Below are 23280 nucleotides of genomic sequence, written 5' to 3' on the forward strand. Positions count from 1 at the left end.
CCCGCGAGCGTACGACCGTTCCGGCGTCTCAGTTGGAAAGTGTGTGGAGATCAACCTCGAGCGTGGTGCCCGACTGGAGCTCCGCGAGCTCGATCCGGTCCTTCGCCTTCGAGAGCCAGCCGCTGCGGATCCGCTGCACCACCTGGGTCACGCCGGTGTCGGCGTTCTCCGCCTTGATCACGACGTCCTTGCCGTTCTCCAGGTGGATCACGGCCTTCGTGAACCGCGGCGCGTGCGGCACGAACTCACCGGTGCCGGGCACCGCCGGGTACATCCCGAGCGCGCTGAACACGTACCAGGCGGACATCGTGCCGAGGTCGTCGTTGCCCGTGACACCAGCCGGACCGTTGACGAACAACGTCTGCGCTGCCCGCACGACCACCGAGGTCTTCTCCGGCCTGCCGATCAGCGCGTACATCCACGGCGCGTGCAGGTCCGGTTCGTTGTTCGGGTTGTACCGGAACTGGTTGTAGTAGTCGTACGGTCCGACGACCCACTTTTCCCTCACGGTGCGCTTCGGGTCGATGAGCAGGTCCTGGTAGGCGAAGAAGTCGTCCAGCCGCGCCTCGGCCTGCGCCCTGCCGCCCACCGCGGTGATCAGCCCGTCGACGTCGTGCTGGCAGAGCCACTGGTACTGCCAGGCCGTGCCCTCGTGGAACCCGTCGGGCCCCTGCGGCGTGAAAGGCGTGAGCCACGACCCGTTCTGCAGCTTCGGCCGCGGGAACCCGGTGAACCCGCGGTCGGTGACGCTGTTGTCCCACAGCGCCCGGTGGTTGAGGCCGCGTTGCCGGAAGCGTGCCGCGTCCTCCTGGTGCCCGAGCGCCTCGGCCATGATCGCCAGCGTGGCGTCCGCCAGCGCGTACTCGAGGGTGGCCGACGCGCCGTGGTGCGGGTCGGTGTCCTGCCCCTTCTTCGGGAACCGCTTGTCGTACTGGACGAATCCCCTGGCGAGGTACGTGGGGTTGCCGGACCTCCCCTGGAACCTGCTCGCCTCCGGCGGAATGCCGTCCGCGTTCTGCTTCAACGCCTGGTAGGCCTGTTCCTCCAGGCCCTGGAGGTGCCCGAAGCGCCAGAGGTCGACCAGGAACGGCGTGACCGGGTCGCCGGTCATGCAGTTGGTCTCCTGGTTGGCGAAGGCCCAGCGCGGCAGCCACCCGCCCTGCTCGTGGATGGCGAGGACGCTGCGCGCGATGTCCTTGCTGCGCTGGGTGCGGATCAGCGCCAGCAGTTGGTTGTGCGCGCGGTACGTGTCCCACAGCGAGTAGTACTCGTAGTAGGTCCAACCCTGCGTTTCGTGGATCTTGTTGTCGAACCCGCGGTACCGGCCGTCCACGTCGCTGCCGGTCAGCGGCTGGAGCAGCACGTGGTAGAGGGCGGTGTAGAAGACCGCGCGCTCGTCCCAGTCGTCCGTCTCGATCTCGATGCAGCTCAGCTCCTGGCGCCAGATGTCCTGGGCCTCGTTGCGGAGTTCGTCGAAGGTCTTGGTTTTCGTCTCCTGGTCGAGGTTGTTCAGCGCGCCCTGTTCGTCCACTTGGGAGAGTGCGGTCGCGGCCGTCACCTGGCCCGGTTCGAACGTCACCCAGGCTCCCCTGAGACCGGCGCCGCCCGCGGATTCACGCTGGCCCGGCTTCGGCCCCGTCGGGCCCCAGGTGCCGAACTGGGTGATGGGGCGGTCGAACCTCGTTGCGAAGTAGGTGATGTAGGGGCGGCCACCGCAGAACGCCTGCGTCTCCACGGTTCCCGTGATGGTGCGGTCGTCGAGGACCTTGACGGAGCTGGCGCTGACCGGTTCCTTGTCGTTGGCCTGGCCCACGTTGACGAGCAGGGTGGGCATCGCGACCGCCGGGAACGTGTAGCGCTCCACGCCCGCCCTGGTGGTGGCGGTGCACTCGACGGTGATGCCGCGGTCCAGCTTCACCTTGTAGTAGCCGGGTTTGCCCACTTCGCCGTCGTGGGAGTAGGTGGTGGCGTACCGCTTGTGGTCGAAGGACTGCGGGAGGGACGTGACCGGGAGGATCGAGACCAGGCCGCCCTGTTCCCAGCAGCCGGCGCCGGACAGGAAGAAGTGGCCGAAGCCGCGGATCTGCTGGTCGTCGTAGCGGTAGCCGGCGTAGTGCGAGCCTATTGGGCTGCTGTGGGCTTTGCCGAAGGGCAGGGACGCGCCGGGGAACGTGTTGCCCTCGTCCTTTGTGCCGATGAAGGTGTTGACCGACTCAATGGGGTCCAGTGCGTCCACCTGGCCCAGGCTAGTTGGGTTTCGGGCGGGTTGGGTGGGTCCCGGCGTGGTCCGGTCGGGTGGTCACGCCGGCAGTGCGGTGGTCGTGCAGACCATGACGAGCTTGGGTTTCGGCATCGTCGCTCCGCGACGATGCTCGCGTTCTGTCGGCCTCGCCCCTGCCGCCGCTGGGGTTAGGGACCGGGCCGGGGTGCAACCGCCGCCGCATGCGCACCCCGGCCCGGGGGCCTTCGCACGGCCAGCGGTTCCGACAACGCTGTCCGTCACCGGAAGACTGCGGAGCGCACACGGGCAAGGTCAAGAGGGTCGCGGGCTCTTGTCCAGTTCTGGACATGAAGCAACGGAATGGGCCGGGCCTTTACCGGTCGGGAACTGTTGACAAGGGCGTAAAGCCGGGGTGAGATACGGCCACTATGACAACGTTGTCCCCCAGCGGGCCCGTAGCCGGTCAGCGCAAGGTACGTCGCGCGACGATGAACGACGTCGCGCGGCTCGCGGGCGTGAGCATCAAGACCGTCTCGCGCGTGGTCAACGACGAGCCGGGCGTGCACCCGTCCACCGCCGAGCGCGTGCTCGCGGCCATCGACCAGCTCGGGTTCCGGCGGAACCTGAGTGCCCGCAACCTGCGCCGGGGTTCGTCCACCGGCACGATCGGGCTGGTGCTGGAGGACGTCGGCAACCCGTTCTACTCCGGCGTGACGCGTGCTGTCGAGGAAATCGCCAGACTTCGGGGCCGCCAGGTGATCTCCGGGTCGTCCGACGAGGATCCCGGGCGTGAGCGGGAGTTGGCGCTCGAGTTCTGCAGCAGGCGCGTGGACGGGCTGTTGATCGTGCCCGCCGGGTTGCAGCACAGCTACCTGGTGCCCGAGATGCGGGCCGGGACGCCGGTGGTGTTCCTGGACCGGCCCGCGGGTGACGTCGTGGCCGACACGGTGCTGGTGGACAACATCGGCGGGACCGTCGAGGCGGTCACGCACCTGGCCGCGCACGGGCACCGGCGCATCGCGTTCCTCGGGGACGCACCGGACATCTTCACCGCCAACGAGCGGCTTCGCGGGTATCGCGAAGGGTGTGTGCGGGCCGGGATCGGGTACCACGAGGAGCTCGTGGCGATGGGACCGCACGACGAGAGCAGCGTCGCGACCACCCTCCAGCGGTTGCAGAGCATGCGTGAGCCCGCGACGGCGATCGTGGCCGGCAACAACCGCATCACCGTGCACATCCTGCGGACGCTCGCGGGAACGACCGAACGGCCCGCGCTCGTGGGCTTCGACGACTTCGAGCTCGCCGACCTGCTGTCGCCGCCGGTGACCGTGATCGCGCACGACGCGAGCGCGCTCGGCAAGGCGGCCACCGATTTGTTGTTCGCCCGACTGGACGGCGACAACTCACCACCGCGCCGCGTCGTGCTGCCGGTGCGCTTGGTGCCACGAGGATCCGGGGAGGTCCACGCGTGAGTTCTGGTGTTCTCCACCAGCCTGTCAGCTTGCCCGCCAACCAGCCGAAGCAGTTCTACCGCGGCGGTGAGGCGATCGCCGCGCTGCGCGGCGGGACGAGCGGCGACTTCGGGCCCGAGGACTGGGTGGCGTCGACGACCACGCTCTACGGGCGCAGCGACGCCGGGCTGACAACGTTGCCAGACGGCGTGCTGCTGCGGGACGCGGTCAAGGCCGACCCGACCGGGTGGCTCGGCGCGGAGCACGCGGCCAAGTTCGGCGGCGACACGGCGTTGCTCGTGAAGCTGCTCGACGCCGGGCAGCGCCTGCCGGTGCACTGCCACCCCTCGAACGCCTTCGCGGCGTCGCACCTGAACTGCCGCCACGGCAAGACGGAGGCGTGGATCGTCGTCGGCACGACCGGGCCGGACCCGACCGTCTACATCGGATTCCGCGACGACGTGCCCGCGGCGACGGTGGCCGAGTGGGTCGCGAACCAGAACACGAGGGCGATGCTCGACGCGCTGAACCCGGTGTGCGTCCGGCCCGGTGACACGGTCTTCGTGCCCGCCGGTGTGCCGCACGCGATCGGCGAGGGCGTGTTCATCGTCGAACTCCAGCAGCCCACCGACTTCTCGGTGACGCTGGAGTGGGAGGGCTTCCTCGCCAACGCCGACATCGGTCACCTCGGGCTCGGCTACGACGTCGCCCTGGACTGCGTGGACCGCCGGGGCTGGAGCGGCAGGCTCGAGGAACTGGTGCGCCAGACCTCCGAGAAGTGGGCGCCGTCGGTCGACCTGCTCGGCCCCGACGCCAACCCGTTCTTCCAGGCCGACCGCCTGCACGTCGAGGGCTCCTTCTCGCTGGAGCCGTCGTTCGCCGTGCTGGTCGTGCTGGAGGGCTCGGGCAAGCTCGGCGAGCTGGAAGTGCACAAGGGCAGCACGGTCGTCGTGCCGCACGCGGCCGGTGAACTGGGACTGTCCGGTGACCTGGTGGCGATCCGCTGCCGTCCGCCCGTTCTGTCCGCTGTGTAGTCCATGGAGGATGTGACGCGATGAGCCAGCCTCTGCTGGAGGCTCGTGATCTCACGAAGAACTACGGCACCGTGGAAGCTCTCCGCGGTGCCTCGTTCACCGCCTACCCCGGCGAGGTCGTGTCGCTGATCGGCGACAACGGCGCGGGCAAGTCCACCCTGGTGAAGTGCCTGTCCGGGGTGGAGCGGCCGACCGGCGGCACGCTGACGTTCGACGGGAAGCCGCTGGTGCTCGACTCCCCCAACGACGCCCGCGACCTGGGCATCGAGACGGTCTTCCAGGACCTCGCGGTCGCGCCGGACCTCGACCCGGCCGCGAACATGTTCCTGGGCAGGGAGATCCTCAAGCCCGGCGTGCTGGGTTTCTTCGGAGTGCTCGACAAGAAGGCCATGCGCAGGCAGGCCACCGAGCACTTCACGCGGTTCGGCGCGACGCTGCAGAGCATCGACGTGCCGATAGCGGCGCTGTCCGGTGGTCAGCGCCAGTCCGTCGCGGTCGCGCGGTCGGTGGCGTGGGCGTCGAAGCTCGTGTTCATGGACGAGCCGACGGCCGCGCTCGGCGTGGTCCAGCGGGAACGCGTGCTGGACGTGATCAAGCGCGTCCGCGACGAGGGCATCGCCGTCGTGCTGATCTCGCACAACATGCCCGAGGTGCTCTCGGTCTCCGACCGCGTCGAGGTGCTGCGCCTCGGCCGTCGCGTGGCCCGGTTCAAGGCCTCCGAGACCAGCGTCGAGGAACTCGTCGGCGCGATGACCGGCGCGCTGACCCAGGAGGACGCGGCCTGATGACCACCGATGAGAAGACAACGATGTCATCTCTGCCGGACGAGCACCGCACGCCGTTGCTCAAGCGGCTGACCGGCGCGAACACGCTCTGGATCGGCCTGGTGCTGCTGGTCCTCGTCGCCACGTTCGGCGCGATCCGCCCGGACGCGATCTTCCAGGTGACGACGCTGCAGTTCCTGCTGGCGGAGACCGCGGTGCTGCTGGTGCTGTCGGTCGGCATGACGTTCGTGATCATCACGTCCGGCATCGACCTGTCCGTCGGCTCGGTGCTCGTGTTCGCTTCGGTGTCGAGCGCGCTGGCCATGAACGCGGTGTCCGGCGGTGACGCGACGAACGCGGGCTGGGGCGTGATCGGGTTCGGCCTCGTCGTCGCGCTCGTCAGCGGCGCGGTCTGGGGCCTGCTGAACGGCCTGCTGATCTCGCGGGCCAAGATCCCGCCGCTGATCGTGACGCTGGGCTCGTTCGGCGCGGCGCAGGGCGCGGCCCTGTTGCTGAACAACGGTTCCAACGTGTCCGGCATCCCCGACAAGCTGAACCGCACGTTCGGTTCCGGCACGTACTTCGGCATCCCGAACATCGTGATCGTGGCCGCGGTCGTCACGGCACTCGGCGCGTTGTTGTTGTCCACCACGCGATTCGGCCGCTACACGTACGCGGTCGGGTCGAACGAGGAGGCGGCGCGGCGCGTCGGCATCTCCGTGCGCGGTCACCTGACGAAGGTGTACCTGCTCGCCGGCACCCTCGCGGGGCTCGCGGGCTTCATGGGCAACGCGTTCTTCCGCGTCGCGGTCGTCACCGGCCACGAGACGGACAACCTGAACGCGATCGCCGCCGTCGTGCTGGGCGGTACCAGCATCTTCGGCGGCATGGGCTCGGTGCTGGGCACGGTCTTCGGCGTGTTCATCCCGGCGGTGTTGGAGAAGGGCCTCGTGATCATCGGGGTCAGGGAGTTCTGGCAGCCGATCGCCGTGGCGATCGTGCTGGTGGCCGCCGTGTGGCTGGACCAGGCACGGCGTCGGGCGCGCAACCAACGTTAGGAAGGTGCTGGACCAATGAAGATCCGCTCCGCAGTGGCCGTCTCAGCCGCTTTCCTGCTCGCCGCCTGTGGCGGAGGCGGGCAGATCGGTGACTCGAACTCGGGCAGCTCCGCCGCGAACAAGAAGATGGTGCTGATCCCCGGCATCACGGCCGAGCCGTTCTACATCTCGATGCAGTGCGGTTTCGAGGAGGCGGCGAAGGCCGCGGGCTACGAGTTCGACACGCAGGCCCCCGCGAAGTTCGACGCGGCCCAGCAGACCCCGATCGTCACGGGCATCCTCGCCTCCAAGCCGGCGGCGGTGCTGATCGCGCCGACCGACGACAAGGCCATGGCCGGCCCGATGAAGCAGCTCAAGGACGCGGGCATCAAGGTCGTCGAGGTCGACACCAAGCTCCAGGACACCTCCATCGGCGTCTCGTCGATCTCCTCGAACAACGAGCAGGGCGGCAAGCTCGCCGCCGAGACGCTGAACAAGCTCGCGGCCGGCAAGTCCGGCTCGGTGCTGGTGCTCAACACCAAGGCCGGCACGTCCACCACCGACGCGCGCGCCAAGGGCTTCGAGGACGCGATCAAGGCGTTCCCGAACCTCAAGTACATCGGCCAGCAGTACACCGACAACGAGCCCGCCACCGCGGCCTCGAAGGTGACCGCGACGCTGGCCGCGAACCCCGACCTGATCGGCGTGTTCGCGACCAACCTCAACACCGGTGAGGGCGCGGCGACCGGCCTGCGCAACGCCGGCAAGACCGGCACGGTGAACCTGGTCGGCTTCGACGCCTCGCCGAAGCAGGTCGAGGACCTGAAGGCGGGCACCGTGCAGGCGCTGATCGCGCAGGACCCGGGCACGATCGGCAAGCAGGGCGTCGAACAGGCCGTGGCGGCGATCGACGGCAAGGAGAACAAGCGCGACATCGAGACGGACCTCGTCGCCATCACGAAGGACGACGCCGACGCCAACTCGAAGTACTTCTACAAGCAGTCCTGCTGATCCCCAGCTGACGACGAAGGGCCTTTCCCACCTCGGGGACGGCCCTTCCGCTCGCGCACCCCAGGGCTCCACCTACGGGTCCATGACGCATGTCATGGCCACTTGGCCGCGTTGGGCTAAGACCCAAGTTGTACGACGCAGTCATCCTTCAGCCGATGTTCGGCTTCCCCGAAACCGATGAGCTATAGGCACATTGGAGGGGGCTCGAATGCGACGAAGGACGATCGCGGTGGCACTCGCCGTCGCGACAGCGACATCTCTGCTCATCGCTCCACAGGCGTCAGCGGCACAACAGATCCAGTGGCAGCAGTGCTTCGAACCGGGGACACCAGGCCTGCCGCCCGGCGGCGAACGCCTGGAGTGCGGCAGCTTCACCGCGCCGATGAACTGGAACAACCCGCGCAACGGCAAGACCATCACCATCGCGGTCAGCCGCCTGAAGCCGAGGAACGGCACGGCGAAGCAGACCATCTTCACCAACCCGGGCGGGCCCGGCGCGCCCGGTGTCACGTTGCCGCTGGTCTACCTCGACCGGCCGAAGCTGAGCGACAACGCCGAGATCATCGGCATCGACGTCCGCGGCACGGGCGCGAGCAGCAACGTCACCTGCGACGGCTTCGACGCGGAGGGCGTGACCGATCCGCGCGACCGCGGCAGGGCCAACCTCGACCTGCTGTACGGCAGCATGAAGAAGCAGGCCGAGCTGTGCCAGGCGCGCTCCGGCGAGTTCGGCCGGTTCGTCACGACCGACCAGACCGTGAAGGACCTCGACCTGCTTCGCCAGCTGCTGGGCAAGCGCAAGGTCAGCTGGCTCGGGTACTCCGGCGGCAGCTGGGTCGGCGCCTACTACGCCACGTACTTCCCGAAGACGCTGGACAAGATCGTGCTGGACTCCAACGTCGAGTTCACCGCGCCGTGGCAGGACTCGTTCGACGACTGGGGCATGGGCTTCGAACGCCGCTTCCGCACGGACTTCCTGCCGTGGGTGGCGAAGTACGACAGCACCTACCACCTGGGCAAGACCGCCGAGGAAGTGCGGCAGTCCTACGAACGTGCCCGCGTCAAGCTCAACAAGGAACCGGTGACGCGGCCCGAGGGCGTTTACAACGGCGTGCAGCTCGACCTGCTGCTGCGCGCGGTCATGTACCGGTCGAAGGACTTCCCGCTCGGCGCGCAGATCTTCGCGGAACTCGCCGGTGCCACCCCGGCACTGCTGAAGGCGCAGGCCGGCTACCCCGACGCGGCGAACGCCACGGCGTACTCGCTGTTCTGCAACGACACGAAGTTCCGCGGTGGGCGCGAATTCCTCGAACGCGAGTCCGCGGCCAACGGCGCCAAGTGGCCGCTCGTCGGCTACTACCAGGTCATGGGGCCGTGCGCGTTCTGGGATCGGCCGAACGTGCACCTCAAGCACCCCAACGGGATCGGGGCGCCCAAGACGTTGATGGTGCAGTCGGTGCGCGACCCCGCGACGCCGCTGGAAGGTGCGCAACGGGCCCACCAGCGCTTCACCAACTCGGTGCTGCTCACCGTTGAGAACGAGGGGGACCACGGCATCTACGGCGTGGGCAGCAACAGCTGCGTCAACGACGTCGTCGAGAGCTACTTCATCGACGGCGTCACCCCGGCGAAGGACCTGACGTGCCAAGGGGTTCCGCTCCCGGTTCCCGGTGAGGTCGCGCCGAACCCGGCGGAGAACGCACGTCAGCTCGCCGCGCACATTCGTCGTTAGAGGGAGGAACGCATGCACCGCAAGCGAACAGCGGCGGCACTCGCCGTCGTCACCGCGACATCGCTCCTGATGGCACCACAGGCACAGGCCTCGACCGGCCTGGCGCAGCAGGAAATCAAGTGGCAGCAGTGCACCGACGAGCCGGGGTTCGAACGGCTCCAGTGCGGCAGCTTCACCGCGCCGATGGACTGGCACAACCCGCGCAACGGCAAGACCATCACGATCGCCGTCAGCCGCACGGTTCCGTCGTCCGGCAAGGCGAAGAGCGCCGTCTTCACCAACCCCGGTGGACCGGGCGGTGAGGGCCGCACGATGCCGATGCTGTTCCTGCAGCGGCCGAAGCTCAGCGAGAACGCCGAGGTCTACGGCATCGACGTGCGCGGCACGGGCGCGAGCGACAACGTCACGTGCGGCGAGTACCAGCACCGCCTCTCCGCCGACTGGCGCGACCGCAGCAGGGCGAACCTCGACCTGATCTACGGCGGGATGGAGCTGCAGGCCAAGTTCTGCCAGACCCGCTCCGGTGAGCTCGGCCGGTACATCACGACCGAGCAGACCGTGCGCGACCTGGACCTGCTGCGCCAGGTCATCGGCAGGCAGAAGGTGAGCTGGCTCGGTTACTCCGGCGGCAGCTGGATGGGCGCGTACTACGCCACCTACTTCCCGAAGACGCTCGACAAGGTCGTGCTCGACTCCAACACCGAGTTCACCGAGTCGTGGCAGAAGGTCTTCGACAACCTCCCGCCCGGCGCCGAACTCCGGTTCCGCACGGACTTCCTGCCGTGGGTCGCGAAGTACGACAGCGCGTTCCACCTCGGCAAGACCGCGGAGGAGGTGCGCCAGACCTACGAACGCACCCGCGCCAGGCTCGCCGAGCAGCCCTTCACGTTGCCGGACGGCACCGTCGTCACGTCCGTGGTGCTGGACGCCCTGATCTTCACGGGCCTCTACAGCAAGGACTCGTTCGAGCCGACCGCCCAGCTGTTCGGCCTGATCGCCAACCCCGGCGTGGCCACGCTGGCGGCACCGAAGCAGTACCCGGACCGCGTGATGGGCACGCAGACGTCGATCATCTGCAACGACACCCCGCACCGCGGCGACCGGAGGTCGCTGGAGCGCGAGGGCAACGCGAGCGTCAGGAAGAACTCGCTCGTCGGCGGCTACCAGATCACCGGGCCGTGCGCCTGGTGGGACCGGCCGGACGTGAACCTCAAGCGTCCCACCGGCAAGGGCGTCGACTCGGCGCTGATGGTGCAGTCGGTGCGCGACCCCGCCACGCCGCTCGCCGGCGCGCAGCGGGCGCACGCCAAGTTCGCGAACTCCCGCCTGCTGACCGTGCGGGACGAGGGTGACCACGGCATCTACGGGTTCGGCAACGCCTGCGTCAACGACGTGGTCGAGCGGTACCTCGTCGACGGCGTGGTGCCGCGCAAGGACCTGAGCTGCCCTGGCATCCCGCTGCCGGAGCCCGGTCAGAGCACCGGCAACCCGCTCGCCAAGGCGCGGGAGCTGGCGGTTCAGCTCGGCTGGTGAAGGTCATCCGCGGCGGCCGCTCACCGGCCGCCGCGGTCACCGGCCGCGGCGTCCACGAGGTGAGCAGGTGCCGCAGCCCTCGATGGCGTACATCGTCCGCTCGGTGTTGCGCGGATCCCACTTCTCGTCGGCCGGGGACGGTGGTGGACCGACGCGCGTGATCAGGCTCTCGACCTCCGCCTCGGACACGCGGGTGTTGAGGAACCACTCGCGGTACCTCTTGCCGGCGGGAACCCGGCCGCGCACCGGGTCGAAGATCGTCTCCCGCTCGCCCTCGACGCGCACGACCGCCGGCGGGCCGGCGACCGGGTGGCCGGTGTCCCCCGCTCAGAACGACGTGGAATCTCGTACAGGCCCCCGGACCAGTCGAGACCCGACACTGTCAGCTCGGCGGCGAAACCTCCAGCACGGCTTTCACGAACGTCGTGTACCAGGGGCTTTCGGTGAACTTCGGCCCTGTCTCCTCGCCGAGGTAGAGGTCGACGTGCCGCTCCCCGCCGAGGCCGGGGGTGAACTCGTCGGTGATCTCCCACGACGAGGCCGCGAGCTTCTGGCACACGGCGCGGTCCACGTTCCCGCCCTCGGGCGTCTGTCCACACGAGACCAGCTTGATCCGGGAACCCGTCCGCACGCCGTCGGCGGCGGCGGACACGAACGGCTTCAGCGGTTTGCCGAACGAGTCGCGCGGCTCGCTGTCGAGCCAGTAGCCCTTGTCGTGGGACCAGTTGAGGTACCGGCCGTCCGCCGTGCGGCCGGTGCCCTCGTCCTCGACGGCCTTCGAGAACGACTGCGGGAACGTGCCGAGCACGTCGTCGCCGTTCTCGCAGTCGATGACCGGACAGCCCCGCACGACCGCCGACGGTCCACTGTGGAACGCCTCGACGGCCGTGTAGTAGACGGTGACCCGCCAGCCCTCGTCGGTCGACGGCGGCTCCTGCGGGGCGCCGGGCGACGAGCACCCGGCGAGCAGGAGCACCGGCACGGCCAACGCCCAGCGCACAACGACCTCCTGGTCGGCCGGGAGACCCCGCAGAGGTCTCCCGGCCTGTTTCGGGATCAGCCGGCCATCACGGTGCCGACGGACACGAACGTGTAGCCCGCGCCCTTCAGCCCCGAGACGGTCTGCTGGAGGAAGCTCGTACCGAGGTACGGGTGGTAGAAGAAGCTCGCGACGCCATCATCGACCACTTTGAGCTGGTTCGCCGTCTTGACCAGGTCGGCCGGCAGGCGGGCCGGGTGGTTGTTGAACGGCTCGGGCTCGACGTTGCCCACCGCCTCGGGCGCCACGACGGACCCGTAGACGTCGCGGACCAGGTACGGGAAGTACTGGCCGTAGATCTTGTCGTACTGCGGGGCCCCGGTGCCGCACGCGCCGCCGGGGCAGTAGCCGCCGAAGTACAGACCCCGGTCGTAGCGCTTGCCGAAGTTCTGCTGGATGACCTGGTAGTCCACGGCGGACGCGGCGTAGTGCGGCGGTTCGAAGATGGTCGGCTTCGAGAAGCCGGCCAGCGCGAACTGGGTCGTCGCCGAGTTGATCCTGCCCTGCATCCACGCCGCCGAGTCGCCGGGGACCGGGCCGTCGTAGATCACGCTGTCGTTCGCGTCGACGTGGGCCGTGTAGAACTCGAAGTCGTTGCCGCTGCGGCCGTCGTACGGGTTGATCGCCTTGCCGAACTGGTGCGTGTAGCCGTGCATCAGGATCGTGCCGCCGCGCTGGGTCATGTACCGCAACGCGCTCATGACCTGCGGCCGTTGCGACAGGTTCGCCGCCTCCGCGACGCCGTTGTTGTCGGCGCCCAGCGGGTTCTCGTAGCGCGGGTAGACCGCGATGGAGAACGGCACCTTCTGCGCGTAGAGGTAGTCCGCGACGGCGCGCAGCTCGGCCGGGTCGGCGTCGGGGCCGACGTCCTCGATGCGCACCAGGGCGCGCTTGCGGTCGGCCATGGCCGGGTTCGAGATCTTGCTGATCAGGTCCGCCGCGGCCAGGTAGCGGTCGCCGTGGTCGACGTAGCTGAACGGGATCTCGCCGATGTAGGTGAGGTTCTTCGCCTTGGTGGCCCAGTTGATCGGGCCGGACGCGGACCCCGTGGCGACGGCGGGCGCCGACGCGATCGCCGGGTCGGTGATCGAGGTGACCATCAGGCCGGACGGCGTCGCGAGGGGGTTGCGGCCGAGGTCGGTGTTCTCGTACCGGACCGTGGTCGCGGCGCCGAAGTCGTACTGGACCCAGTTCCAGCCGTAGGTGGCGGCGAAGCTGGGCGCGCGGGCCGTGAGCTGCCAGATGTTGTGCGCCATCCACAGCACCGGCTTGTTGCCCGCGAGCACGTCGTCGAGGAACGCGACGGGAATCGGCTCGTCGTAGGTCGACCCGAGGTAGATCACGCCGGTGTAGGCCGACATCTCACCGGCCACATAGGACCCGACGGGGTGCATGACGTACGAGCTGCCGTGCGAGACGAGGTTGCCCGTCTGCACCGCGTACGCCTCGCCGAGCCAGGCCCACGGGCCGGTGTTGTCGTAGAGCACCAACGTCTTCTGCGTCGACTTCGCGCCGGGCGCGCCACCGCCGTTCGTGCCGGTGGCCGCCGCCGCGAGCGCCTGCGTGCCGACCGCCGACGACACCGCGGTGGGCTGGGTCGTGCGCTTGGCGATCCGCGTGCTGCTCGTCGAGGGTGTGGCCGGCGGCTTCGGAGGCGCCGGCAGCGTGTTCTCGACGAGCTCGCCGACCGGCTCCAGGGTGAGCGAGAGGGGCGCCGCGTAGGCGGGCGCCGGGACCATCGCGACCGCGAGCGCCACTCCCGCCGCGGCCTTGAAGAGTCGGCTTCTCATGCCACATCCACCTCTCCGGACACGCGCACGGTGGCGCTGCCCGCGTAAGGAGCGAACTCAACGGGTCGCTGCTGTTGCAGGCCCAGCAGCCAGGCCAACGCCTGTTCGGTGCGCACGGAGGCGAGCCCGTCGCCGAACGGGTTGCCGTCGGCGGTCATGGCCTCGCGCGCGGCGGGGTTGTCGAGGAGCTGGAGGGTGAGCGACGTGATGCGCTCGCGGTCGGTGCCGACGAGGACGGCACAGCCCGAGTTCACGGCCTCCATGCGTTCGGTCACGTCCCGCAGCACCAGCGCCGGAACGCCGAACGACGGCGCCTCCTCCTGGATGCCGCCCGAGTCCGAGAGCACCAGCGTGCACTGCGCGAGCAGCCGCGCGAGCTGCGCGTACGGCAGCGGGTCGGTGATCAGCACGCGCGGGACGCCACCGAGGACGTCCAGCACCTGCCGCCGCACGGCGGGGTTCGGGTGCGCGGGCAGCACGACCTCGACGTCCGGCCGGGAGGCGACGATGTCCGCGACGGCGTGCAGCACGCGGTCGAGCGGCTCGCCCCAGGACTCGCGCCGGTGCGTGGTGACGAGCACCAGCCGCGACTGTCCGCGGTGGACCCGGTTCTCGATCTCCTGCAGCCGTGAGTCGCCGTAGGGCGCGCGGCGGGCGGCGACGTCCAGCACGGCGTCCACGACGGTGTTGCCGATCGTCAGGACGTTGTTGCCCCGCAACGACTCCGCGGCGAGGTGTGCGGCGGAGTCCGCGGTCGGGGTGAGGTGCAGCGACGCCAGCTGGCCGACCATCTTGCGGTTCCCCTCCTCGGGGAACGGCGAGGTGAGGTCGTGCGAGCGCAGCCCGGCCTCCAGGTGCACGACGGGGATCTGCTTCCAGAACGCGGCGAGCGCGCCCGCGAGCGTCGTCGTCGTGTCGCCCTGGACGAGCACGGCGCCGGGCACGCGTTCGGTGAGCAGCCGGTCGAGCTCCTCGATCAGCTGGCTCGTCAGCTCGGCCTGCCCGCCGGACACGCGGTTCAGCTTGAGCCTGACGTCCGCCGCGAAGCCGAACGACTCCAGCGCCTGGTCGACCATCTCGGGGTGCTGGCCCGAGTTCACCAGCACGGGACGAATGCGACCGCCCGCGAACATCGCGGCGGCCACGGGGGCCATCTTCACAGCTTCCGGGCGCGTTCCCGCTACCAGGAAAACCTCCGGAACCTCGTCCACGCAGAACTGCCGAGGGCCGGGCACCAGGGCACTTGGTCCCATCTTTTACCTCTTTGGACTCTTCCAGGCACGCGCGGCGAACGTGCGCCGACACCACAGCGGTTGATCTCCGCTGACAATCAATTGGTACCCGCCTCACTGGGGTACCGCCATATCGGTGATCACAATGCGAGCCTTGTGTAACGAAGGTCTATTCGTCCCCGATATGGCCGTTGACGCTCTGCTCAGCTAGCCCTAGTCTCGCCTCGAACACCAGCTCCCGGCCCTGCTGTCTGGTATCTCGCACCAGCCAAGCGCTTCGTTACCAGGAGCCGAAATGAGTCAACTTCACACTTCATTCCCTGTTGTTGCCCCCGCAAGCGCTTTTGTAGACAGGTTTGTCTCATGACAGACACCACGCAATTCGCGACGTTCATGCTCGTCCTACTGGTGTTTTGGCCCAGTTACAACCTCGTGCTCGCCGTGTTCGTCTGGTGGCGCCCGAAACCGGGCGGCCCCGGCGTTCCCTCACGGCATCCGCTGGAGTACTGGATCATCATTCCGGCATTGAACGAAGAACGTGTCGTGGCTAACACGGTGCGTTCCGCACTGGCATTGGACGGCGCGCGCACGCCCGTTCAGGTCGTCGTTGTCGACGACGGTTCCGACGACGGCACGCCACACGTGCTGGCCGAGATCGACGACCACCGGCTGCACGTCCTGCGGCGCGAACTCCCCCACGCCCGGCAGGGCAAGGGCGAGGCGCTGAACCACGCGTTCGCCTACGTCCGCGGACTGGCCGAGGAGGCCGGCAAGGTCCACCGCACGATCGTCGGCGTGATCGACGGCGACGGCCGCGGTGAGCCGGGGATGCTGTCGGAGATCAGCGCGTACTTCGGCGCGCGGGCCGTCGGTGCCGTGCAGTGCCGCGTGCGCATCCACAACCGCACGAACCTGTTGGCGTTCTTGCAGGATCTGGAGTTCAGCTGCGTGGTCGACGCTTCGCAGTCGTTGCGGGACGTCGTGGGCACGGTCGGGCTCGGCGGCAACGGGCAGTTCGTGCGGTTGAAGACGTTGATGGACCTCGGCGACGCGCCTTGGTCGGCGTGCCTGGTCGAGGACCTCGAACTCGGGTTGCGGGTGCACCTCGGCGGGCAGCGGATCCGGTACGCGACGCACGCGACCATCACCCAGCAGGGGCTGGTCGACGTTCAGCGGTTGCTGCGGCAGCGGACCCGGTGGGGGCAGGGGAACCTGCAGTGCCTTCGCTACGTGCCCCGGTTGATCCGGGCCAAGCACGTCGGGTCGGTGGCGTTGCTGGAGTTCCTGCAGTACCTGCTGACGCCCTGGTTGGTGGCGCCGATGACGTTGCTGGTGACCCTGTTGGTGGGGATCAACTTCTACGCCCAGTTCACCGGGGACTCGTTCGGCGGGTTCACCGCCAACGGCGGGAACACCCTGCTGGCGTTGGGGATCTGGCTCGTGGCGCTGGTGCTGCCCGGGCTGATCTGGGGTGTGGTGCACCGGCTCCGGCACGGCGATGAGCCGCTGTGGCGGTGTTTGCTGGTGGGGCTCACCTATCCGCTCTTCTTGATCCTCGGGTCTGTTTCGACGTTGCGGGCGTTGTACCGGCACTTCGCCGGGCGGAACACCTGGGCCAAGACGGAACGGTTGGTGGAGAAGGAGGTTCCGGTGGTTGGCCAGCCGGTGCCGAAGATCGCATGAGGTTCTTGCTGGGGTGCGGCTTGGGTGCGGCTTGGGTGGGCTGGTGCCGGTTCCAGCGGGGTTGGTCGCGTTTTGTTGGTCGGGCTGCGGTTGCGAGGGTGCTTGCGCGGGTCGGTTCGACCATGTGGGGTGCGATTGGGGCTTGACCTTGAGCCTCTGGCGGGATGCGTATCGGCCTCAAAAGCCGGGGTGAAAGGCGCCCCGGCCGGTCTGACATGGTGGCATCCCGCCCCTCAAGGTCAAGCCCCAATCGCCCAGAGCGGTGGAACCGGCTGGGTGATGAGGATCGGCCCGTTCGGGCTCGCTCCGCTTCGCCACGCCAGGACCCGTAGGTGGCTGGCTTACGTCTGTGGCTGTCCGGTTGGCACCGCGCGCCAGGCTTGCGTGCGTGGTCGCCCTGCATCGGCGATCGCAGTTGGCACCGCGCCAGGCTTGGGCGGTCGTCGGCCTGCATAGGCGGCTGCGGTTGGGCGGGAGTGTCAGACCCCGCCGGTACGTTGGGTCGCGGGGGAGCCAAAACCCGAGGTGACCCTTGCGGGAGCGTGCGTCAGAACGTGCCTGGGTGGGTGCGTCTGCGCCGGGCCGCGTAGACGCCCGCCTCGGTGCGGCGGTCGAAGCCGAGTTTGTGCAGCAGTGAGGACACGTAGTTCTTCACGGTCTTCTCCGCCAGGAACAGGCGGTTCGCGATCTGCCGGTTGGTCATGCCCTCGGCGATCAGGTCGAGGATGCGGCGTTCCTGCGGGCTCAACGCGGCGTAGCGCGGGTCTTCCTCCGGGCCGCCCCGAAGCCGTTGCAGGACGGTGGCCGTCACGCCGGCGTGCAGGAGGCTGCCGCCTGAGGCGAGGGTGCGGACGGCCGCCACCAGGTCGTTGCCGGAGACCTCCTTGAGCATGTAGCCCGAGGCGCCCGCCATGATCGCGCCGAAGAGGGCCTCGTCGTCCGAATAGGACGTCAGCATCAGGCAGGCCGGCGGGGGCTGGACCAGGCTCCGGATCTCCCGGCACACCGTGACGCCGTCGCCGTCGGGGAGGCGGACGTCGATGATCGCCACGTCGGGCTTGAGGTGTGAAGCCTGGGCTATCGCGGCGGCCGCGCTGTCCGCCTGGCCCACGACGTCCACGTCCTCCGCTTGTGCCAGCAGTTGGACGAGGCCTCGTCTCACGATCTCGTGGTCGTCCACCAAGAGCACCGCTATCGCCATCTCGCCTCCTGCAGCACCAGTGGGACGAACCAGGTGACGCTCACCCCCGCGCCGGGGATCGAGTCCACGGCGCAGTCGCCGTGGTGGCGGCGTGCTCGCGCCGCCATGTTGGCCAGTCCTCCCGCGTGGTGGGGTTGGCCCGCGGAATCGTCAGACAACGGCAAGCCGCGGCCGTCGTCCTTGACGAGCAGTTCGAGGCTCGACACCGTGCGGTCGACGGTCACGGCCACGGCCACGTGTTTCGCGCGCGCGTGGCGGACCACGTTGGTGAGCGCTTCGCGGAGGGTGGCCAGGAGGTCGGGTCTGACCTGGTCCGGGACCACCGTGTCCAACGGCCCTTCCAGGGAGACGTCCGGTTCGAAGCCGAGGAGGCGGGCTGAGTCGTGGACGGCGTTGAGGAGCTGGCCGCGCAGGCTCGTGCTGCCGGACGGGGGTTCCTGCAACGAAAAGATGGTGCGGCGGATCTCCCGGATCGTGTGGTCCACCTCCTCCACGAAACCGCTGATCCGTTCCACGACCTGGGGTCTACCGCTGCTCATGCCGGTGAGGCCCTGCAGGCCGAGGCCCAGGCCGAAGAGGCGTTGGATGACGAGGTCGTGCAGGTCTCTTGCAATGCGGTCGCGGTCCTCGAGGACTGCCAGGCGTTCGGTGTCTCCTCTGGCCCTGGTGAATTCGAGGACCAGGGCGGCCTGGGCGGCGAAGGTCTCGATCAGGTCCGGGTCGTCGAAGCTCGGTTCGTCCGGCAGGCGGGTCACCAGGAGCACGCCGATGGTGCGGTCGCCCACCTTCATCGGGACGACCGCGCACGGGCCCGGCACCTCGGGGAGCGTGCCCTCGTCGTGGCACTCGCCCATGCCCGACTCGTAGACGCGGTACGTGGCGGTGCCCTCCTTGGGCACGCGCATGCCTTCGGCGTCGTAGGTGCCGCCCACGGTCACCTCGATGACGAGGTCGCCGTTGTGATCGGGCAGGACCAACGCCGCGAAGTCCGCGTGCGCTGTCCTTCGCGCGGCCTTCACCACGCGGTAGAGGGCGTCACGGCCGTTCGTGCCCAACAGCAGGTCGGTGGTCACTTCTGCTGCGGCGCGCAGCCAGACCTCGCGTTTGCGGGTTCGTTCGTAGCGGTCGAGGTGGCCGACGGCGCTGCCCGCCGCGGTGGCGAGTGCGTGCAGGACGTCGCGGTCCTGGCTGGTGAACTCGGCCTTGCCGCTCAGGAAGAGGTTGCCGAACGTCTCGTCGTGGACCTTGATCGGTGCGCCCAGGAAGTCGGCGGCGGTGATCGAGCGCGGGTCTCCCGAGGTGATCTGGACCTGGCCGTCGTGGCGGGCGGTGAACTCGGTGAGTTCGCGGTGGCCGTCGATCACCGATAACGCGCCGTAGGGGGCACCGACGAGTTCACAGGCCGATTCGACGACGTGGCGGAGGAGTTCGGGGAGCGTGTCGTCCTCGGCGAAGGACAGCACGACGTCCAGAACCCGCTGTTCTGTGCTCACGTTGCCGCCCACGGCCTTCACCCCTTTGGGGGTTAGAAGTGACACCGCACGAACGACTGAGGGTAACTCCCCTGAGTAGTCAAGGGGGAGACCATCACTGCAAACAGTGAACTTTGGGACTACTGAGAGTAGAGAGGCGTCTTGGATGGCGGATCGTCACGCTCAGTGCAGGCCGACGGTGAAGCCCTCGTCGATCACGCCGCGGTAGATCTGCGGGGCGAACGTCCGCAGTCCCTGGTCGATCGGGGCGATGAACCCCGCCGAGTCACCGAGCGGCAGCCGGTAGCCGTTCTGCACGCGGTGGAACTCCCACATGGGCTCCATCGTCGGGTGCGCCGGGCGGAACCGCTGTGGGTCGCGCGGGTGCAGGTCTACGCGGACCAGCGTGCGGCGCACCAGGGCGTCCGCGAGCTGCACGGCGCGTTCCTGCGTGCGGGAGATCGAGATCGCGCCCAGTTCCTGCCAGGCCACGGCCCACGGCGCGCCCTGCGGGTCGTCCAGGCGGATGCCCTGCTGCTCGATGATCAGCTTGCGCGGGCGGGAGATCGTCTTCCACTTCACCACGGCCATCACGCCGATGAAGGTGAACGCGATGCCGATGACGGCCGCGATGCTGCCGCCGACGGGCTCGCCGTCGAGGAACGCCGTGACCGCGCCGACCAGGGCGAGGATGCCGAGGATTCCGGCGACCGAGCCGCCGATCAGGACTTTGCGGGTGTCGCTCTTGCCGAGGTCGATGATGACGGGCGGAGGCGGTCCCCAAGCGGTCATGGCCGCAGGTTACCGCTGATCAACTGCTCGGCCGCGGCGAACGGGTCGAGTTCACCCGCGACGACGCGCTTCGCGAGCTCGTCCGTTCCGCCGAACCGGGTGCGGACGCGTTCCACCGCGATCACCTCGATCTCGGCCCCCGCGCGGCGCAGGCGGCGCTCGTGGAGTTCGCCGTGCTCGGCCATCCACGCGTGGTGCTCGCCGATCGCGGTGACGACCTGGTCCAGGCCCTCGTTGCGCGCGGCCACGGTCTTCACGACGGGTGGGCGCCACAGCGGGCCTTCGCGGTCGCGGCGGCCCAGCGAGATCATGTACTTGAGGTCGCGAGCGGTCTGGTCGGCGCCGTCGCGGTCGGCCTTGTTGACCACGAAGACGTCGGCGATCTCCAGGATGCCCGCCTTCGCGGCCTGGATGCCGTCGCCCATGCCGGGCGCGAGCAGCACGATCGTCGTGTCGGCGAGCGCCACGATCTCGACCTCGGACTGGCCGACGCCGACGGTCTCCACGAGGACGACGTCGAAACCGGCCGCGTCGAGCACCCGCAACGCCTGCGGGGTCGCCCACGAGAGTCCGCCGAGGTGGCCGCGGGTGGCCATCGAGCGGATGAACACGCCGGGGTCCGTCGCGTGGTCGCCCATCCGCACGCGGTCGCCCAGCAGGGCGCCGCCGGAGAACGGGCTGGACGGGTCGACGGCGATGACCGCGACCCGCTTGCCCTGGTCCCGGAAGGCCCGCACGAGGGCATTGGTGGAGGTCGACTTGCCGACCCCCGGAGCCCCGGTCAGGCCGATGACCTGGGCGTGCCCCGTGTGGGGCGCGAGCGCGGCCGCCACCTCGGGCAGCGCCTCGCTCGCCTGTTCCACCAGGGAGATCAGCCTGGCGACCGCGCGCGGCTCGCCGTCACGCGCGCGGTCGACCAGTCCTTCTACGTCAACGGCTTTGGCCACAGCCGAGGAGATTAGGCCTTGGCGGGCACGCGGATGATCAGAGCGTCGCCCTGACCACCACCACCGCACAGCGCCGCGGCACCCACGCCGCCACCACGCCGCTGCAGCTCGAGAGCGAGGTGCAGGGCGATGCGGGCGCCGGACATGCCGATCGGGTGGCCGAGCGCGATGGCGCCGCCGTTGACGTTGACCTTGTCCTCGGAGATCCCGAGCTTCTTCGTGGAGACGATGCCGACCGCCGCGAACGCCTCGTTGATCTCGATCAGGTCGAGGTCGGCGGGGTCGATGCCCTCCTTGGCGCAGGCGGCCCTGATGGCGTTGGACGGCTGCTCGTGCAGCGAGGCGTCGGGACCCGCGACGACGCCGTGGGCGCCGATCTCCGCGATCCACTCCAGGCCCAGTTCCTCGGCCTTGGCCTTGCTCATCACCACGACCGCCGCGGCACCGTCGGAGATCTGCGACGCCGAACCCGCGGTGATCGTGCCGTCCGCGGCGAACGCAGGGCGCAGCTTGCCGAGGGTCTCGGTGGTCGTGTCGCCGCGAACGCCCTCGTCCGTCGAGAACAGGATCGGGTCGCCCTTGCGCTGCGGGATCGCGACCGGCGCGATCTCGGCGTCGAACACGCCGTTCTCGGCGGCCTTCGCGGCGAGCTGGTGCGACCGCGCGGAGAACGCGTCCTGCTCCTCGCGCGTGACGCCGTAGCGCTCGTTGTGCTTCTCCGTCGAGACGCCCATCGCGACCTGGTCGAACGCGCAGAACAGCCCGTCGTGCGCCATGTGGTCGAGCATCGTCACGTCGCCGTACTTGAACCCGCCGCGCGACTTCGGCAGCAGGTGCGGCGCCTGCGTCATCGACTCCTGGCCACCGGCCACGACGACGTCGAACTCACCGGCGCGGATCAGCTGGTCGGCCAGCGCGATCGCGTCGATGCCGGACAGGCAGACCTTGTTGATGGTCAGCGCCGGCACGTTCATCGGGATGCCCGCGGCCACGGCGGCCTGGCGGGCGGGGATCTGGCCCGCGCCGGCGGTGAGCACCTGACCCATGATCACGTACTGCACCTGCTCGGGGGCGACGCCCGCGCGTTCCAGTGCCGCCTTGATCGCGACGCCACCCAGCTGGGCGCCCGAGAAGTCCTTGAGCGATCCCAGCAGTCGGCCCATCGGGGTGCGCGCCCCGGCGACGATCACGGAACCGGACACAACTGCCTCCATTGGAAGAGCGAACGGTCGTTAACTAGGCACCATACCTGCGCCTACTGGGCGGTAATCGTGTGAGACCCCGCACAGGGGCACCTGCACCGATCAGGTAGATACCCTTCGCCTCCATGAACGCAGACATCGCTCGATTCGTGACCGCGGTCGACCACGTGGGCATCGCGGTGCCAGACCTCGACGTGGCCATCGCGTTCTACGTCGACAACTTCGGGCTGGAAGTGGCGCACGAAGAGGTGAACGAGGAGCAGGGTGTGCGCGAGGCGATGCTGCACGCGCCCGGTGACGCCGCCGGCACCGCGATCCAGCTGCTGGCGCCGTTGAACGAGGACTCCACGATCGCCAAGTTCATCGGCCGGTCCGGCCCCGGCCTGCAGCAGCTCGCGTACCGGGTGTCCGATGTGGACGTTGCCGCCGACGCACTGCGGGCCAAGGGGCTGCGGTTGCTCTACGACCAGGCGCGGCGCGGGACGTCGAACAGCCGGGTGAACTTCGTGCACCCCAAGGACGCGGGTGGCGTGCTCATCGAGCTGGTCGAGCCCGCCGCGTCAGCGCACTAGGGCGCCGGCGACGAAGTCCAGCTCCCTGTCGATCGGGTCGTCCTCGGCGCTGTGCCGGGCCACCGAGTGCCGGTAGCTGACGGCGAGGGCGAGCAGGGCCGCGGCGGCCTCGACGTCCCTGAGCGCGACGGCCGCCCCGCCCGCGGCGAGGATGACCTGCTTGATCTGCGCGGCGACGTTCGCGTAGCGGGCGTGCATGGCGTCGCGGACTGCCTCGTGCGTGTCCGCTTCCCGCCACAGCAGGTGCGAGAGCAGCGGCGAGGCGTTCAGACGGGCGTCGAGCGCGGCGACGAGCCTTCTCAACGACTCCGCGACGTCTCCCGCGACGACGACCCTGCGGTGGTCGACCGTGCTGTCCGGCAGGCGTGCGACCAACGCGGCCAGCAGGTCCTTCTTGCGGTTGAAGTAGTAGTGCACCAGGCCCTTGGGCACGCCGGCGCGTTCGGCGATCTTCGACGTCGGCGTGGCGTCGAAACCCCCGTCGGCGAAGAGCTCCTCGGCCGCGGTCAGGATGCGCTCCCTGGCCGAATCCTCCACGCGCTCCGCCTCCACGGTGGTGCGGGCCCA

Annotated in this window: 20 protein-coding genes; 9 read left to right on the forward strand and 11 right to left on the reverse strand. The window is 69.1% G+C overall.

The window, feature by feature from the left end; all coding sequences use genetic code 11:
• Positions 1 to 28 precede the first annotated feature (28 nt).
• Positions 29 to 2236 carry a GH92 family glycosyl hydrolase gene (locus QSK25_RS40210; RefSeq protein WP_285646426.1) on the reverse strand — a complete coding sequence of 736 codons (2208 nt, stop codon included), beginning with the start codon at positions 2234 to 2236 and terminating at the stop codon, positions 29 to 31.
• 473 nt (positions 2237 to 2709) lie between these two features.
• Between QSK25_RS40210 and QSK25_RS40215 the strand changes: the two genes are divergently transcribed.
• From QSK25_RS40215 to QSK25_RS40245, 7 genes are all read left to right on the forward strand, one after another.
• Positions 2710 to 3693, forward strand: a complete 984-nt coding sequence (locus QSK25_RS40215; RefSeq protein ID WP_285646428.1) for a LacI family DNA-binding transcriptional regulator — start codon at positions 2710 to 2712, stop codon at positions 3691 to 3693.
• Positions 3694 to 3722: 29 nt separating this feature from the next.
• Positions 3723 to 4706, forward strand: coding sequence for a class I mannose-6-phosphate isomerase (locus QSK25_RS40220; protein ID WP_285646430.1), 984 nt, complete (start codon positions 3723 to 3725; stop codon positions 4704 to 4706).
• Positions 4707 to 4726: 20 nt separating this feature from the next.
• Positions 4727 to 5491, forward strand: a complete 765-nt coding sequence (locus QSK25_RS40225) for an ATP-binding cassette domain-containing protein (protein ID WP_285646432.1) — start codon at positions 4727 to 4729, stop codon at positions 5489 to 5491.
• 23 nt (positions 5492 to 5514) lie between these two features.
• The gene (locus QSK25_RS40230) at positions 5515 to 6528 is read left to right on the forward strand and encodes an ABC transporter permease (protein ID WP_502881947.1); all 1014 of its coding nucleotides are present in this window, start codon (positions 5515 to 5517) and stop codon (positions 6526 to 6528) included.
• A gap of 15 nt (positions 6529 to 6543) precedes the next feature.
• The gene (locus QSK25_RS40235) at positions 6544 to 7518 is read left to right on the forward strand and encodes an ABC transporter substrate-binding protein (protein WP_285646436.1); all 975 of its coding nucleotides are present in this window, start codon (positions 6544 to 6546) and stop codon (positions 7516 to 7518) included.
• A gap of 208 nt (positions 7519 to 7726) precedes the next feature.
• Positions 7727 to 9250, forward strand: a complete 1524-nt coding sequence (locus QSK25_RS40240; protein WP_285646438.1) for an alpha/beta hydrolase — start codon at positions 7727 to 7729, stop codon at positions 9248 to 9250.
• A 12-nt stretch (positions 9251 to 9262) separates the two neighbouring features.
• Positions 9263 to 10783: an alpha/beta hydrolase gene (locus QSK25_RS40245; RefSeq protein ID WP_285646440.1), complete on the forward strand. Its 1521-nt coding sequence runs from the start codon at positions 9263 to 9265 to the stop codon at positions 10781 to 10783.
• A 36-nt stretch (positions 10784 to 10819) separates the two neighbouring features.
• Here QSK25_RS40245 and QSK25_RS40250 read toward each other — a convergent pair whose 3' ends face one another.
• From QSK25_RS40250 to wecB, 4 genes are all read right to left on the reverse strand, one after another.
• Complete coding sequence (locus QSK25_RS40250; RefSeq protein WP_285646442.1) at positions 10820 to 11068, reverse strand: hypothetical protein; 249 nt, start codon at positions 11066 to 11068, stop codon at positions 10820 to 10822.
• Positions 11069 to 11165: 97 nt separating this feature from the next.
• A complete protein-coding gene (locus QSK25_RS40255; protein WP_285646444.1) occupies positions 11166 to 11783 on the reverse strand; it encodes a hypothetical protein in 618 nt (205 codons plus the stop codon).
• Between the two features lie 56 nt (positions 11784 to 11839).
• A complete protein-coding gene (locus QSK25_RS40260) occupies positions 11840 to 13612 on the reverse strand; it encodes a DUF2334 domain-containing protein (protein ID WP_285646445.1) in 1773 nt (590 codons plus the stop codon).
• Positions 13609 to 14865, reverse strand: a complete 1257-nt coding sequence (gene wecB, locus QSK25_RS40265; RefSeq protein WP_285646447.1) for a non-hydrolyzing UDP-N-acetylglucosamine 2-epimerase — start codon at positions 14863 to 14865, stop codon at positions 13609 to 13611. Before wecB ends, QSK25_RS40260 begins: the two co-directional genes overlap by 4 nt.
• A 342-nt stretch (positions 14866 to 15207) precedes the next feature.
• Between wecB and QSK25_RS40270 the strand changes: the two genes are divergently transcribed.
• A complete protein-coding gene (locus QSK25_RS40270; protein WP_285646449.1) occupies positions 15208 to 16527 on the forward strand; it encodes a glycosyltransferase family 2 protein in 1320 nt (439 codons plus the stop codon).
• 547 nt (positions 16528 to 17074) lie between these two features.
• Here the strand turns inward: QSK25_RS40270 and QSK25_RS40275 are convergent.
• From QSK25_RS40275 to QSK25_RS40295, 5 genes are all read right to left on the reverse strand, one after another.
• On the reverse strand, positions 17075 to 17728 hold the full coding sequence (locus QSK25_RS40275; RefSeq protein WP_285646450.1) for a response regulator: 654 nt from the start codon (positions 17726 to 17728) through the stop codon (positions 17075 to 17077).
• Positions 17719 to 19233, reverse strand: coding sequence for a sensor histidine kinase (locus tag QSK25_RS40280; protein WP_285646452.1), 1515 nt, complete (start codon positions 19231 to 19233; stop codon positions 17719 to 17721). Before QSK25_RS40280 ends, QSK25_RS40275 begins: the two co-directional genes overlap by 10 nt.
• A 150-nt stretch (positions 19234 to 19383) precedes the next feature.
• The gene (locus QSK25_RS40285) at positions 19384 to 19992 is read right to left on the reverse strand and encodes a hypothetical protein (RefSeq protein ID WP_285646454.1); all 609 of its coding nucleotides are present in this window, start codon (positions 19990 to 19992) and stop codon (positions 19384 to 19386) included.
• On the reverse strand, positions 19989 to 20939 hold the full coding sequence (gene meaB, locus QSK25_RS40290) for a methylmalonyl Co-A mutase-associated GTPase MeaB (protein ID WP_285646455.1): 951 nt from the start codon (positions 20937 to 20939) through the stop codon (positions 19989 to 19991). Before meaB ends, QSK25_RS40285 begins: the two co-directional genes overlap by 4 nt.
• 11 nt (positions 20940 to 20950) lie before the next feature.
• Positions 20951 to 22141, reverse strand: a complete 1191-nt coding sequence (locus QSK25_RS40295) for an acetyl-CoA C-acetyltransferase (protein ID WP_285646457.1) — start codon at positions 22139 to 22141, stop codon at positions 20951 to 20953.
• 125 nt (positions 22142 to 22266) lie between these two features.
• On the opposite strand from QSK25_RS40295, the gene mce reads away from it, so the two are divergent.
• The gene (mce, locus tag QSK25_RS40300; RefSeq protein WP_285646459.1) at positions 22267 to 22713 is read left to right on the forward strand and encodes a methylmalonyl-CoA epimerase; all 447 of its coding nucleotides are present in this window, start codon (positions 22267 to 22269) and stop codon (positions 22711 to 22713) included.
• Here mce and QSK25_RS40305 read toward each other — a convergent pair.
• Positions 22702 to 23250 carry a TetR/AcrR family transcriptional regulator gene (locus QSK25_RS40305; protein ID WP_352236928.1) on the reverse strand — a complete coding sequence of 183 codons (549 nt, stop codon included), beginning with the start codon at positions 23248 to 23250 and terminating at the stop codon, positions 22702 to 22704. The two genes, mce and QSK25_RS40305, sit on opposite strands and share 12 nt — an antisense overlap.
• Positions 23251 to 23280: the final 30 nt, after the last annotated feature.

The sequence above is a fragment of the Lentzea sp. NBRC 102530 genome (assembly GCF_030269365.1).
GTDB lineage: Bacteria > Actinomycetota > Actinomycetes > Mycobacteriales > Pseudonocardiaceae > Lentzea.